General features: G+C 44.2%; 25 protein-coding genes and 2 pseudogenes. All 27 read left to right on the plus strand.

All coding sequences use genetic code 11. From position 1 onward, the window contains the following. Positions 1–2: 2 nt before the first annotated feature. The 27 genes and pseudogenes from B3J29_RS08870 to rpsD all read left to right on the plus strand — a co-directional run bounded on the left by B3J29_RS08870 (position 3) and on the right by rpsD (position 12957). The gene (locus B3J29_RS08870; RefSeq protein WP_180014611.1) at positions 3–737 is read left to right on the plus strand and encodes a type 1 glutamine amidotransferase; all 735 of its coding nucleotides are present in this window, start codon (positions 3–5) and stop codon (positions 735–737) included. A gap of 274 nt (positions 738–1011) precedes the next feature. Further along, entirely contained in the window at positions 1012–1323 is a 312-nt protein-coding gene (gene rpsJ / locus B3J29_RS08875) for a 30S ribosomal protein S10 (RefSeq protein WP_000070912.1), read from the plus strand. A gap of 60 nt (positions 1324–1383) precedes the next feature. Further along, positions 1384–1819: pseudogene (gene rplC, locus B3J29_RS08880) on the plus strand (50S ribosomal protein L3). A gap of 11 nt (positions 1820–1830) precedes the next feature. After that, the gene (gene rplD, locus B3J29_RS08885; protein ID WP_004786925.1) at positions 1831–2433 is read left to right on the plus strand and encodes a 50S ribosomal protein L4; all 603 of its coding nucleotides are present in this window, start codon (positions 1831–1833) and stop codon (positions 2431–2433) included. After that, on the plus strand, positions 2430–2750 hold the full coding sequence (gene rplW, locus B3J29_RS08890; RefSeq protein WP_004786923.1) for a 50S ribosomal protein L23: 321 nt from the start codon (positions 2430–2432) through the stop codon (positions 2748–2750). Before rplD ends, rplW begins: the two co-directional genes overlap by 4 nt. Positions 2751–2761: 11 nt before the next feature. Further along, positions 2762–3586, plus strand: coding sequence for a 50S ribosomal protein L2 (gene rplB / locus B3J29_RS08895; protein WP_005233738.1), 825 nt, complete (start codon positions 2762–2764; stop codon positions 3584–3586). A 19-nt stretch (positions 3587–3605) separates the two neighbouring features. Continuing rightward, positions 3606–3881 (plus strand): 30S ribosomal protein S19, encoded by a 276-nt coding sequence (gene rpsS, locus B3J29_RS08900; RefSeq protein WP_004673001.1) that lies wholly within the window; start codon positions 3606–3608, stop codon positions 3879–3881. Between the two features lie 11 nt (positions 3882–3892). Continuing rightward, positions 3893–4222 carry a 50S ribosomal protein L22 gene (rplV, locus tag B3J29_RS08905; RefSeq protein WP_001982638.1) on the plus strand — a complete coding sequence of 110 codons (330 nt, stop codon included), beginning with the start codon at positions 3893–3895 and terminating at the stop codon, positions 4220–4222. 1 nt (position 4223) lies between these two features. Then, positions 4224–5040, plus strand: a pseudogene (gene rpsC / locus B3J29_RS08910) (30S ribosomal protein S3). Next, entirely contained in the window at positions 4980–5393 is a 414-nt protein-coding gene (rplP, locus tag B3J29_RS08915; protein ID WP_004786917.1) for a 50S ribosomal protein L16, read from the plus strand. Before rpsC ends, rplP begins: the two are co-directional and overlap by 61 nt. Then, a complete protein-coding gene (rpmC, locus tag B3J29_RS08920) occupies positions 5393–5590 on the plus strand; it encodes a 50S ribosomal protein L29 (protein ID WP_004786915.1) in 198 nt (65 codons plus the stop codon). The genes rplP and rpmC overlap by 1 nt, the downstream gene beginning before the upstream one ends. Next, positions 5587–5844, plus strand: coding sequence for a 30S ribosomal protein S17 (rpsQ, locus tag B3J29_RS08925; RefSeq protein WP_004786913.1), 258 nt, complete (start codon positions 5587–5589; stop codon positions 5842–5844). The genes rpmC and rpsQ overlap by 4 nt, the downstream gene beginning before the upstream one ends. A 91-nt stretch (positions 5845–5935) precedes the next feature. Next, positions 5936–6304 carry a 50S ribosomal protein L14 gene (gene rplN, locus B3J29_RS08930; RefSeq protein ID WP_001982634.1) on the plus strand — a complete coding sequence of 123 codons (369 nt, stop codon included), beginning with the start codon at positions 5936–5938 and terminating at the stop codon, positions 6302–6304. A 9-nt stretch (positions 6305–6313) separates the two neighbouring features. After that, the gene (rplX, locus tag B3J29_RS08935; protein WP_004786911.1) at positions 6314–6631 is read left to right on the plus strand and encodes a 50S ribosomal protein L24; all 318 of its coding nucleotides are present in this window, start codon (positions 6314–6316) and stop codon (positions 6629–6631) included. Between the two features lie 16 nt (positions 6632–6647). Continuing rightward, a complete protein-coding gene (rplE, locus tag B3J29_RS08940) occupies positions 6648–7184 on the plus strand; it encodes a 50S ribosomal protein L5 (protein WP_004786908.1) in 537 nt (178 codons plus the stop codon). A 9-nt stretch (positions 7185–7193) separates the two neighbouring features. Then, on the plus strand, positions 7194–7499 hold the full coding sequence (gene rpsN / locus B3J29_RS08945; protein WP_004786907.1) for a 30S ribosomal protein S14: 306 nt from the start codon (positions 7194–7196) through the stop codon (positions 7497–7499). Between the two features lie 12 nt (positions 7500–7511). Continuing rightward, complete coding sequence (gene rpsH / locus B3J29_RS08950) at positions 7512–7907, plus strand: 30S ribosomal protein S8 (RefSeq protein ID WP_004786905.1); 396 nt, start codon at positions 7512–7514, stop codon at positions 7905–7907. Between the two features lie 13 nt (positions 7908–7920). Next, on the plus strand, positions 7921–8454 hold the full coding sequence (rplF, locus tag B3J29_RS08955; protein ID WP_286965057.1) for a 50S ribosomal protein L6: 534 nt from the start codon (positions 7921–7923) through the stop codon (positions 8452–8454). Between the two features lie 14 nt (positions 8455–8468). Continuing rightward, the gene (gene rplR / locus B3J29_RS08960) at positions 8469–8819 is read left to right on the plus strand and encodes a 50S ribosomal protein L18 (protein WP_004281497.1); all 351 of its coding nucleotides are present in this window, start codon (positions 8469–8471) and stop codon (positions 8817–8819) included. Positions 8820–8821: 2 nt separating this feature from the next. Beyond that, positions 8822–9319: a 30S ribosomal protein S5 gene (rpsE, locus tag B3J29_RS08965; RefSeq protein ID WP_004786901.1), complete on the plus strand. Its 498-nt coding sequence runs from the start codon at positions 8822–8824 to the stop codon at positions 9317–9319. Positions 9320–9325: 6 nt separating this feature from the next. Next, on the plus strand, positions 9326–9502 hold the full coding sequence (gene rpmD, locus B3J29_RS08970; protein ID WP_004786899.1) for a 50S ribosomal protein L30: 177 nt from the start codon (positions 9326–9328) through the stop codon (positions 9500–9502). Between the two features lie 3 nt (positions 9503–9505). Continuing rightward, entirely contained in the window at positions 9506–9946 is a 441-nt protein-coding gene (rplO, locus tag B3J29_RS08975) for a 50S ribosomal protein L15 (RefSeq protein ID WP_004786897.1), read from the plus strand. Between the two features lie 45 nt (positions 9947–9991). Further along, the gene (secY, locus tag B3J29_RS08980; RefSeq protein ID WP_171065444.1) at positions 9992–11311 is read left to right on the plus strand and encodes a preprotein translocase subunit SecY; all 1320 of its coding nucleotides are present in this window, start codon (positions 9992–9994) and stop codon (positions 11309–11311) included. Between the two features lie 20 nt (positions 11312–11331). Next, positions 11332–11448 (plus strand): 50S ribosomal protein L36, encoded by a 117-nt coding sequence (gene rpmJ, locus B3J29_RS08985; RefSeq protein WP_000867907.1) that lies wholly within the window; start codon positions 11332–11334, stop codon positions 11446–11448. 107 nt (positions 11449–11555) lie between these two features. Next, on the plus strand, positions 11556–11912 hold the full coding sequence (gene rpsM / locus B3J29_RS08990) for a 30S ribosomal protein S13 (protein WP_005233747.1): 357 nt from the start codon (positions 11556–11558) through the stop codon (positions 11910–11912). Between the two features lie 19 nt (positions 11913–11931). After that, positions 11932–12318, plus strand: a complete 387-nt coding sequence (gene rpsK, locus B3J29_RS08995; protein ID WP_001040166.1) for a 30S ribosomal protein S11 — start codon at positions 11932–11934, stop codon at positions 12316–12318. A 12-nt stretch (positions 12319–12330) separates the two neighbouring features. After that, positions 12331–12957, plus strand: a complete 627-nt coding sequence (gene rpsD, locus B3J29_RS09000; protein WP_004786890.1) for a 30S ribosomal protein S4 — start codon at positions 12331–12333, stop codon at positions 12955–12957. The last annotated feature ends 17 nt before the right edge of the window (positions 12958–12974 follow it).

Below are 12974 nucleotides of genomic sequence, written 5' to 3' on the forward strand. Positions count from 1 at the left end.
GCATGAAGTCGCAGTTAAAAGTACATTATTTTCAGCATATTGCTGGCGAGGGTTTTGGTAGTTGTATTGATTTTTTAAAGCAGCATCAGGCGCAAATTACTGCGACTGAATTCTTTGCTTTACCCGTCGATCGTCCACTGGATATTGAAGCTTTGCCATCAGTCGATGAAGTTGATTTACTGATCATCATGGGAGGCACCATGAGCGTCAATGATGAAGCAAATTATCCATGGCTCAAGATCGAAAAACGCTGGTTACGCCGTTATCTTTCTCAAGGCAAGCCGACAATTGGTCTATGTTTAGGCGGGCAGTTGATTGCCAATGCCTTGGGTGCGGCCGTCAGCCGTAACCAGGAACAGGAGCTAGGCTGGACCACGGTACGCAAAGTCGCACATGTACCAGAGGATTGTTTTGTTTTACCTGAACAGTTTGAAATCATGCAATGGCATAGTGAAACTTTTGAACTTCCTAAGGGAGCGATTCATCTGGCAGAAAATGAAGCCTGTCGTAATCAGATGTATCAACTCGGCAAGAATGTCTTGGGTTTCCAGTTTCATCCGGAAATTACCCCGGAAACTTTAAAGCTGTTTTTGGAAAATGAAGAAGAAATTTCACAATTTTCTGGAAAATATGTACAGGACATTCAACAACTGAAAAGAACAACCAAAAATAATTTTATTCAAGGAAATCAAATATTAAACCAAGCCATTCAATATGTTTTGGAAAAAACGGCCTAGTGGGCAAAAAATAAACAATTGATTTCCCGAATAAATTGAAATACAGCAAGAAAAACCGTAAAAGGGATTTGCTTATGCAATAAACAATGGCTATAATAAGCGACCCTTCAATAGGAAGGGGGTTAACTGCGAAGAAAGTAGTTAACTATCGTTACAGTCGTGGCATCGATCACGACCTTAGTGATATTTCACTGCTCTTGACACTTGCCTTCAAATAGTGGGGTGAGATGCGTCAAGAGTGATTCTTTATATATTTGGCTTGGAGTTAACTGGTATGTCTAACCAGAGAATTCGTATCCGTCTTAAGTCTTTTGATCACCGTCTTATTGATCAATCAGCTCAAGAAATCGTAGAAACAGCAAAACGTACTGGCGCACAAGTTTGTGGTCCAATTCCAATGCCTACACGCATTGAACGTTTTAACGTTTTAACATCGCCACACGTTAACAAAGATGCGCGTGACCAATACGAGATCCGCACTTACAAACGTTTGATCGACATCGTTCAACCTACAGACAAAACTGTAGATGCATTGATGAAGTTAGATCTTGCAGCTGGTGTTGATGTTCAGATCGCATTGGGTTAAGGCTTTCGGGTTAATTAACGCTCTAAGTTAATTAGGCCGCTTTTTTAGAGGTTTATGCACATGGCTATTGGTTTAGTCGGTCGCAAGTGCGGTATGACACGTATCTTTACAGATGCTGGTGTTTCTGTGCCTGTTACAGTGATTGAGGTTGATCCTAACCGCATCACTCAAATCAAAACGCTTGAAACTGATGGTTATCAAGCNNAAAGGTAAAGGTTTCCAAGGTGGTGTTAAGCGTTGGAACTTCCGTACTCAAGACGCTACTCACGGTAACTCTGTTTCTCACCGTGTTCTAGGTTCTACAGGTCAAAACCAGACTCCTGGTCGCGTGTTCAAAGGCAAAAAAATGGCTGGCCATTTAGGTGCTGAACGCGTAACTGTACAGGGTCTTGAAATTGTATCTATCGACGCAGAACGTTCAGTTCTAGTGGTTAAAGGTGCGATTCCTGGCGCTACTGGTGGCGACGTAACTGTTCGTCCTACGATCAAGGCCTGAGGGGAAATAACGTGAATTTAAATACTGTTTCCGGCTCTGCTGTTGAATTATCAGAAGTTGCGTTCGGTCGTGAATTTAATGAAGCTCTTGTACACCAAGTTGTTACAGCTTACTTAGCTGGTGGTCGTCAAGGTTCTAAAGCTCAGAAATCACGTGCAGACGTTTCTGGCGGTGGTAAAAAACCATTCCGTCAAAAAGGTACTGGCCGCGCTCGTGCTGGTTCTATTCGTAGCCCAATCTGGGTTGGCGGTGGTAAAACTTTTGCTGCTCGTCCACAAGACTGGTCTCAAAAAGTAAACCGTAAGATGTACCGCGGTGCTATGCAATGCATCTTGGCTGAACTTGTTCGTCAAGATCGCTTAGTTCTAGTTGAAGAGTTTGCTGTTGCAGCTCCAAAAACTAAAGAATTGCTTGCAAAACTTAACGACTTGAATGCTACTCGTGCATTGATCGTTACTGATGCTGTTGATGAGAACTTGTATCTAGCTGCTCGTAACCTTCCACACGTTGATGTGGTTGATGCGACTGCAATCGATCCTGTTAGCTTGATCGCGTTCGATAAAGTTGTTATGTCTGTAGCTGCTGCTAAGAAAATTGAGGTAGAACTCGGATGAACAACGAACGTTTATATCAAGTCCTGCAAGGACCTGTTTTCTCAGAAAAAGCACAAGTTTTAGGTGAAACTGCTGGTGTTCAAGTATTCAAAGTTGCACTTGATGCAAACAAACTTGAAATCAAAAAAGCAGTTGAACAATTGTTTGGTGTAGAAGTTGTTAAAGTTAACACTACGATCACTAAAGGTAAAACTAAACGCTTTGGTAAAACATTAGGACGTCGTTCTGATGTTAAAAAAGCATACGTCACCCTGAAAGCTGGCCAAGATGTTGAAATGGCTGACTTGGGCGATGCCGCTGAAAGCGCAGCGGAATAAGGACGAAAACTATGCCTATTCAAAAATGTAAGCCAACGTCTCCAGGACGTCGCTTTGTAGAGAAAGTGGTTCATGATCACCTTCACAAAGGCGCGCCTTATGCTCCACTAGTTGAAGCTAAAAAACGTACTGGCGGCCGTAATAACAACGGTCACATTACGACTCGTCACGTTGGTGGCGGTCACAAACAACACTACCGTTTAATCGACTTCAAACGTAACAAAGACGGCATTCCAGCTGTAGTTGAGCGTATTGAATACGATCCAAACCGTACTGCGCACATTGCGTTGTTGAAGTATGCTGACGGTGAACGTCGCTACATCATCGCGCCTAAAGGTTTACGCGCTGGTGATTCAGTTCAATCTGGTAACGATGCTCCAATCCGTCCAGGTAACTGCTTGCCACTTCGCAACATGCCTATCGGTTCTACTCTTCACAACATCGAACTTAAAATCGGTAAAGGCGCGCAGTTAGCTCGTTCAGCTGGTACTTCTGTTCAGTTGTTGGGTCGTGACGGTTCTTACGCTATCGTTCGTCTTCGTTCAGGCGAGATGCGTAAAATTCATGTTGAATGCCGCGCTGTGTTAGGTGAAGTATCTAACTCAGAAAGCAACCTTCGCTCACTAGGTAAAGCTGGTGCATCACGCTGGCGTGGTGTTCGTCCTACCGTTCGTGGTATGGCGATGAACCCAGTTGATCACCCACACGGTGGTGGTGAAGGGCGTAACAAAGGTATTCAACCTGTAAGCCCATGGGGTCAAAAAGCTAAAGGGTACAAAACACGTACCAACAAGCGTACGACTAAGATGATTATTCGCGACCGTCGCGTTAAGTAACAAGTAAAGGAATCTGACAATGCCTCGTTCTCTGAAAAAAGGCCCATTCGTCGATGCGCACTTGTTCGCTAAGGTTGAAGCGGCTATCGCGGCTAATAACCGTAAGCCGATCAAAACTTGGTCGCGTCGTTCGATGATCCTCCCGGATTTTGTTGGTTTAACAATTTCTGTACACAATGGCCGTAACCATGTTCCAGTGATCATCTCTGAACATATGGTTGGACACAAGCTTGGTGAATTTGCACCGACTCGTACCTACCGTGGTCACGGTGTTGACAAGAAATCTAAACGTTAATAGGTGCTATGATGGAAGTAACTGCTAAATTACGCGGTGCCGCTATCTCGGCACAAAAAGCTCGTTTGGTTGCAGATCTTATCCGCGGCAAATCTGTTGCGCACGCCCTTAACATCTTAAACTTCAGCAACAAAAAAGCTGCAGTATTGGTTAAGAAAGCGTTGGAATCTGCAATTGCAAACGCTGAACATAATAACAGTTTAGATGTAGACGACCTTAAAGTTTCTACGATTTACGTTGATGAAGGCATGAGCCTGAAACGTATTATGCCACGTGCTAAAGGCCGTGCAGATCGTATTACTAAGCGTACTTGTCACATCACCGTTAAGGTAGGGGTTTGATATGGGTCAGAAGGTTCATCCAATCGGTATCCGCCTAGGTGTTGTGAAACGTCATAACGCTAACTGGTATGCGAGTCCGAAACAATACGCTGAATACTTGCTTAAAGATTTGCAAGTTCGTGAGTTTTTAACTAAAAAACTTAAGAATGCAATGATCAGCAATATTCTTATCGAACGTCCAACAGGCGCTGCTAAAGTAACTATTAGCACTGCTCGTCCTGGTATCGTAATCGGTAAAAAAGGCGAAGACATTGAGAAATTACAACGCGAATTAACATCTATTATGGGTGTTCCTGCGCAAGTAAGTATCAACGAAATTGATCGTCCAGACTTAGACGCGCGTCTAGTTGCTGAAGCTATCGCTTCTCAATTGGAAAAACGTGTAATGTTCCGTCGTGCTATGAAGCGTGCGGTTCAAAACACTATGCGTGCTGGTGCGAAAGGTATCAAAGTAGAAGTTTCAGGCCGTTTAGGTGGTGCTGAGATTGCTCGTACTGAATGGTATCGTGAAGGTCGTGTACCTCTACATACTCTTCGTGCAGATATCGACTACGCGACTATGCGTGCTGAGACTACTTACGGTACGATTGGTGTTAAAGTTTGGATCTTCCGTGGTGAGATCTTGGGTGGCATGAAACAAGTCATGAACCCAGCTCCAGCTGAAGAACGTCCAGCTAAACGCGGTCGCGGTCGTGGTGAAGGTCAAGAGCGTCGTGGTCGTCGCAATGATCGTTCTGCTGAAAAAGGAGAATAATCCATGTTGCAACCTAAACGTACTAAATTCCGTAAGGTGCAAAAAGGCCGTAACACTGGTCTAGCTCACCGCGGTAGCTCAGTATCTTTTGGTACTATCGCACTTAAATCAATCGAACGTGGTCAAATGACTGCACGTCAAATTGAAGCAGCGCGTCGTACAATTAGCCGTCGTATTAAACGTGGTGGTAAAATCTTTATCCGTGTATTCCCGGACAAGCCAATTACTTCTAAACCACTTGAAGTGCGTATGGGTAAAGGTAAAGGTTCTGTGGAATACTGGGTTTGCCAAATCAAACCAGGTAAAGTCTTGTACGAAATTGATGGTGTTAACGAAGACCTAGCTCGCGAAGCGTTTACGCTTGCTGCTGCTAAACTTCCGTTTAAAACCACTATCGTGACTCGGACGGTAATGTAATGAAAACTAAAGATCTACGTGAAAAGTCGGTAGAAGAGTTGACAGCTTTGCTTGATGAGCAACAGCTAAACCAATTCCGTCTTCGTATGGCGAAAGCAACTGGTCAATTGGGTAAATCGCACGAAGTGCAATTGACTCGCAAGACTATTGCTCGTATCAAGACCCTCCTTACCGAAAAACAGGGGAACGGACAATGAGTGAAAATACAGTCCGCACGTTAACAGGCAAAGTAGTAAGTGACAAGATGGAAAAATCTATCGTTGTTCTTATCGAACGCCGTGTTCAACACCCGTTGTATGGCAAATCAATCCGCCGTTCAACAAAATTACATGCTCATGATGAGAACAACACAGCTAAAGTTGGCGACGTTGTAACCATTAAAGAAAGCCGCCCAATGTCTAAAACTAAGTCATGGACTTTAGTTGAAGTTGTTGAAGCAGCTGCTGAGTAATTAACGTTCTTGTTGCATCATCGGTCAATTTCGAGTACTCTTTGAGCCTTTCGAAATTGTGACCGGTGATGCTCGGTTTTGGAGTAGGGCAATGATTCAGACCGAAACTATGCTCGACGTAGCAGACAACAGTGGTGCTCGCCGCGTACAATGTATTAAAGTACTTGGTGGTTCACATCGTCGTTATGCTTCTGTTGGCGACATTATTAAAGTTACTGTAAAAGAAGCAATTCCACGCGCACGTGTTAAAAAAGGTGACGTGATGAATGCAGTAGTTGTACGTACAAAATTCGGTATCCGTCGTCCAGACGGTTCAGTGATTCGTTTCGACGATAACGCTGCTGTTATTTTGAACAACAACAAAGCGCCGATTGCAACTCGTATTTTCGGACCAGTGACTCGTGAACTTCGTACTGAACAGTTCATGAAAATTATTTCATTGGCTCCTGAAGTTCTATAAGAGGCGATCATGGCTAAGATTAAAAAAGGCGATCAAGTAATTGTGATCGCAGGTAAAGAAAAAGGCAAACAGGGTACTGTTCTGTCTGTTTCTAATGACCGCGTTAAGGTTGAAGGCCTTAACTTGGTGAAGAAGCATCAAAAGCCGAACCGTGTTACTGGCGCTGAAGGCGGCATCGTAACTCAAGAAGCTTCGCTTCACATTTCAAACGTGGCAATTTTTAATGCTACAACCCAAAAGGCTGACCGTGTTGGTTACCAAACGATTGATGGCGTGAAAACTCGCGTATTCAAATCTAATGGTGAATCAGTGGCGGTAGCGAAGTAATAGGTTGAAAAAGGCAATGGCCAGACTTAAAGCACGTTACAACGACGAACTTAAAGCTCAATTAAAAGAACAATTGGGAATTAAGAATGTGATGGAGATCCCTCGCATCACTAAAATCACTATCAACATGGGTGTTGGTGCAGCTTCTGCTGACAAGAAACTCCTTGATGGTGCTCTTTCTGATATGCAAGCTATCGCTGGTCAAAAACCAGTTCTTACGTTAGCTCGTAAATCTATCGCTGGTTTCAAAATCCGTGATGGTTGGCCGATTGGTTGTAAAGTTACTTTACGCGGCGAACGTATGTACGAATTCTTAGACCGTCTGATCTCGATTGCGATTCCTCGTATCCGTGACTTCCGTGGTTTCTCTGCGAAATCATTTGATGGTCGTGGTAACTACTCAATGGGTCTTAAAGAACAGATCATGTTCCCTGAGATCGATTTTGACAAGATTGACCGTATTCGTGGTATGGACATTACCATCACTACGACTGCTCGCACCGATGACGAAGGCCGTGCGCTAATGCGTGCATTCGGCTTCCCGTTCAAATAAGAGGTCGAAATGGCTAAGAAAAGTATGATTAATCGCGAATTGAAACGCGAAGCTACTGTTGCTAAATACGCTGCAAAACGTGCTGAATTAAAAGCAATCATTGCAAACGTAAATGCTTCAGATGAAGAACGTTTCGATGCGATGATGAAATTACAAGCATTACCACGTAATGCATCTCCAGTACGTCTACGTAACCGTTGTGGTTTAACTGGTCGTCCTCATGGTTACTTCCGTAAGTTCGGCTTAAGCCGTAACATGGTACGCGATAAAGTAATGCAAGGTGATGTACCTGGCGTTGTTAAGGCAAGCTGGTAAGGAGCACTATAAATGAGTATGCAAGATACCGTTGCCGACATGCTAACACGTGTTCGTAACGCACAAATGGCAAAGAAACAAACTGTTTCTATGCCTAATTCTAAGTTGAAAGTTGCGATTGCTAACGTACTTCAACAAGAAGGTTATATTTCAAACGTAGAAGTTGCTGAAGTTGAAGGCAAAGCAACTCTTACTTTGACTTTAAAATATTTTGAAGGCAAGCCAGTTATCGAAACTGTGAAACGCGTAAGCCGTCCAGGTCTACGTCAGTATCGCGGTAAAGATGCACTTCCAAGCGTTAAGCAAGGTTTAGGTATTGCAATTGTTTCTACAAGCAAAGGCATCATGACTGATCGCGCTGCACGTGCTGCAGGCGTTGGTGGTGAAGTTATTGCTTTTGTTTCTTAATAGGTGATTCCTCATGTCTCGTGTGGCTAAAGCCCCAGTAACTGTACCTAACGGTGTAACAGTTACTCAGAACGGCCGGCAGGTCGAAGTGAAAGGCAGCAAAGGTACATTGTCTTTCAACCTGCATGCGCTGGTCGAGCTAAAACAGGAAGACGGTACTCTAGTTATTGCTCCTAAAGCTGAATCTAAAGACGCTTGGATGCAAGCTGGTACTGCTCGCGCTGTGCTTAACAACCTTGTAAAAGGTGTAAGCGAAGGTTTCGAACGTAAGTTACAACTTATCGGTGTTGGTTATAAAGCTGCGGTTAAAGGTAACGTTGTTAACCTTAACCTTGGTTTCTCTCACCCGATCGACTATACGCTTCCTGAAGGTGTAACTGCTGAAACTCCAACTGCAACTGAAATCGTACTTAAATCTGCTAATAAAGCAGTTCTAGGTCAAGTCGCTGCAGATATCCGTGGTTACCGTCCACCAGAGCCTTATAAAGGTAAAGGTGTTCGTTATTCTGACGAAGTTGTACTTCGTAAAGAAGCTAAGAAGAAATAAGGCGCGAGGTTCTTATGAACGAAAAGAAACAATCCCGTTTGCGTCGTGCGAAAAGCACACGCTTGCACATCCGTGCATTGGGTGCGACTCGTTTGTGTGTAAACCGCACTCCGCGTCACATCTATGCTCAAGTTATCTCAGCAGATGGCGGCAAAGTATTAGCGCAAGCTTCTACTCTAGACGCTACTCTACGTGCGGGTACTACTGGTAACGTTGAAGCAGCTCAGAAAGTAGGTGCTTTAATCGCGGAACGCGCTAAAGCAGCTGGTGTTACTAAAGTTGCATTTGACCGTTCTGGTTTCAAATATCATGGTCGTATCAAAGCCTTGGCTGATGCTGCCCGTGAAAACGGCTTGGAGTTCTAATCATGGCTAAAGTTGAACAAAACGAAGGTCTTGTTGAAAAGCTGGTTGCCGTTGATCGTGTAGCCAAAGTTGTTAAGGGTGGTCGTATCTTCTCTTTCACAGCATTAACTGTTGTGGGTGATGGTAATGGTCGCGTAGGTTTTGGTCGTGGTAAAGCGCGTGAAGTTCCAGCTGCTATTTCTAAAGCACTTGAAGCTGCTCGTCGTAACATGATTACTGTTGACCTTGTTGATGGTACTGTTCAGCACCCTATCAATGCTCGTCACGGTGCAAGCCGCGTTTACATGCAACCTGCTTCTGAAGGTACTGGTGTAATTGCTGGTGGCGCGATGCGTGCAGTTTTAGAAGCTGTTGGCGTACGTAACGTATTAACTAAATGTTATGGCTCTACAAACGCTGCTAACGTAGTAAACGCGACTTTTAACGGTTTGCGTGATATGACTTCTCCTGAGAAAGTTGCTGCGAAACGTGGTTTAACAGTAGAACAAATTCAAGGGTAATCAATCATGAAAACGATTAAAGTTACCCAGACTAAATCTGCATCGCACCGCTTGAAAAATCACAAGCTGAGCCTGAAAGGTTTAGGTCTGCGTCGTATTGGTCATACTGTAGAAGTGCAAGATACGCCTTCTAACCGTGGTATGATCAACCAAGTCTACTATATGGTTAGTGTAGAGGAATAAGCCATGACTCTGCGTTTGAATACAATTGCACCTGCAGAAGGTGCTAAGCGTGACAACCTTCGTTTAGGCCGTGGTATCGGTTCTGGCGTTGGTAAGACTGGTGGTCGTGGTATCAAAGGTCAAAACTCACGTAAGAGCGGTGGTACTCGTCCAGGTTTCGAAGGTGGTCAAACTGCACTTTATCGTCGTTTGCCTAAATTCGGTTTCACTAGCCAATTGGCTTTGAAAACTGCTGAAGTACGTTTATCTGAGCTTGCTAAAGTTGAAGGAGACATCGTGTCTCTTGAAACTTTAAAAGCTGCGAACGTTGTACGTAAAGACATGACTCGTGCTCGTATCGTACTTTCTGGTGAAATTACTCGTGCATTCACTGTACAAGGTGTCGCATTGACTAAAGGCGCTAAAGCTGCTGTTGAAGCTGCTGGCGGTAAAGTCGAGGAGTAATCCCCAGTGTCTATGACTCCTAGTTCTTCAGGTCATGTCAACATGATGAAAGGCCAACCATTTCATGTGAAATACCGTGAAATTATTCGTCGAATGATGTTTCTCATTGGTGCGTTGTTGGTATTTCGACTAGGAGCGCATATTCCAGTACCAGGGATTAATAATGCTGCGCTAGAAAATCTGTTTAATGCAAACCAAGGTACCATCCTTGGTTTGTTTAACATGTTTTCAGGTGGTGCATTAGAGCGAATGTCGATTCTTGCTTTAGGGATCATGCCATATATCTCTGCATCGATTATCGTGCAGTTGATGTCTACTGTGGTTCCTCAGCTCGAAGCTTTGAAAAAAGAAGGCGAGCAGGGCAAACGTAAGATTAACCAATACACACGACAAGGCACGCTGTTCCTTGCACTTGTGCAAGCAATCGGTATGTGTGCTGGCCTGATCAGCCAGGGAATTACCCTGACCTCTGGTCTGGCTTTTTATGTTCCTGCAGTAACCTCATTGGTTGCGGGGACCATGTTCCTGATGTGGCTGGGTGAACAGATTACCGAGCGTGGGGTGGGCAATGGTATTTCCATGATCATCTTCGCAGGTATCGTTGCAGGATTGCCGACTTTAGTTATGCAGTCTCTAACTTCAGTTGATAATGGCCAGTCTAGTCTAATTGGACTAGCAATTTTTGGTCTGTTATCGATTGCTGTACTAGCAGCGATTGTGTTTATCGAGAAGGCGCAACGTCGTATTCCGGTGAACTATGCCCAAAAGCAGCAGGGACGTCGTGTATTTACTGCACAGCAAACGCATTTGCCATTAAAAATTAATATGGCGGGTGTAATTCCGGCAATTTTTGCCAGCTCTTTACTTTTGTTCCCAGCGAGCTTAGGTCAGTGGGTTGGTAGTTCGGATCCAAGTGCAGGAATTATCAAGCGTAGTCTACAAGACTTGGCATTGGTGTTATCGCCTGGTCAGCCGTTGTATTTGGTGCTCTTTGGTGCGTTAATTATCTTTTTCTGTTACTTCTATACAGCACTGGTATTTAGTCCTAAAGAAGTGTCAGAGAACTTGAAACGCAGCGGAGCTTACGTGCCTGGTATTCGTCCAGGTGAGCAAACTGCTCGTTACTTAGATCATATTCTCAATCGTTTGACCTTTATTGGCGCGATATACATCACTGTCATCTGTTTAATGCCGATGATTCTGCAAAGCTCTTTTGGTATTCCATTTAGCTTGGGCGGAACATCGTTGCTGATCGTGGTAGTGGTGGTGATGGACTTTATGGCTCAGCTTCAAGCACATCTCACCTCGCACCAGTATGACAATCAAACGTTAATGAGAAAAACGACTGCTCATCCTAAGGGATAAGCGCACTTAGAGGTTTCATCATGAAAGTACAAGCTTCTGTAAAGAAAATTTGTGGTAGCTGTAAAGTTATCCGTCGTAATGGGGTTATCCGCGTAATTTGTAGCGCAGAACCTCGTCATAAGCAGCGTCAAGGTTAATCTGATCAAGACCTGTTGATTTCAGTAGGCGAATTGGGTTATTATCCGCCCCTCAAGATTTTTGTGGGGCGGTTGATTATCTCTACTGCCTTTTTGGAGAAAATTGAATGGCTCGTATTGCCGGTGTAAACATTCCGGATAACAAGCATGCTGTTATCTCTCTAACGTACATCTTTGGTATTGGTCGCCACACTGCTAAGTCAATCTTAGCTGCTGCAGGTATCCCAACTACTACTAAGATCCGTGAATTAGATGACGCTCAGCTTGATGCGATTCGTGCAGAAGTTGCCAAGGTTCCGACCGAAGGTGATTTACGTCGCGAAATTTCCATGAACATTAAACGTTTAATGGATTTAGGCTGCTACCGCGGTCTTCGTCATCGTCGCAGCTTGCCTGTCCGTGGTCAACGCACCAAAACTAACGCACGTACCCGTAAAGGTCCGCGCAAACCAATTAAGAAATAAGATTTCTGGAAGCTAAAAGATGGCTAAAGATACTCGCACACGCAAGAAGGTCACTCGTACCGTCTCTGAAGGTGTTGCACACATTCACGCTTCTTTTAATAACACCATTGTGACTATTACCGATCGTCAAGGTAATGCACTGGCTTGGGCCACTTCAGGTGGACAAGGCTTCCGTGGATCACGTAAATCAACTCCGTTTGCTGCTCAGGTAGCTGCTGAAGTTGCTGGTAAAGCAGCTTTAGATTACGGTTTGAAAAACTTGGACGTCCTTGTGAAAGGTCCTGGTCCAGGTCGTGAGTCTGCGGTTCGTGCATTAGGTGCAGTGGGTTATAAAATTAACAGCATTACCGATGTGACTCCAATCCCTCACAACGGTTGCCGTCCACCTAAAAAACGTCGCGTGTAAGGAGAAACATTCATGGCTCGTTATATTGGTCCAAAATGCAAACTCTCTCGCCGCGAAGGGACAGACCTGCAATTAAAATCTGGCGTTAAACCATTTGACGTCAAAACTAAAAAACACGCTAAAGCTCCTGGTCAACATGGTGGAGCTCGTGGCGGTAAACAATCTGAGTACTCACTACAATTACGTGAAAAACAAAAAGTACGTCGTATGTACGGTGTTTTAGAGCGTCAATTTAGTAACTACTACAAAGAAGCTGCTCGTGTTAAAGGCGCAACTGGTGAAAACCTGTTGAAATTGCTTGAAAGCCGTCTTGATAACGTTGTTTATCGCATGGGTTTTGGTTCTACACGTGCAGAAGCTCGTCAGTTAGTATCTCACCGTTCAATCACTTTAAATGGCCGTCGCGTTAACATCGCGTCTATCCAAGTTAAAGCTGGTGACGTGATTGCAGTTCACGAAGGCGCTAAACAACAATTACGTATCAAAAACGCAATTGAATTAGCTGCTCAACGTGGCATTCCTTCTTGGATGGAAGTAGATCATTCTAAACTTGAAGGTACGTTCAAAGCTGCACCGGATCGTTCTGATTTACCTGCTGAAATCAACGAAAGCTTGATTGTAGAATTGTATTCTAAATAATCCTTGAGGTAGCAATA

Source organism: Acinetobacter sp. UBA5984, from assembly GCF_002429925.1.
GTDB lineage: Bacteria > Pseudomonadota > Gammaproteobacteria > Pseudomonadales > Moraxellaceae > Acinetobacter > Acinetobacter variabilis.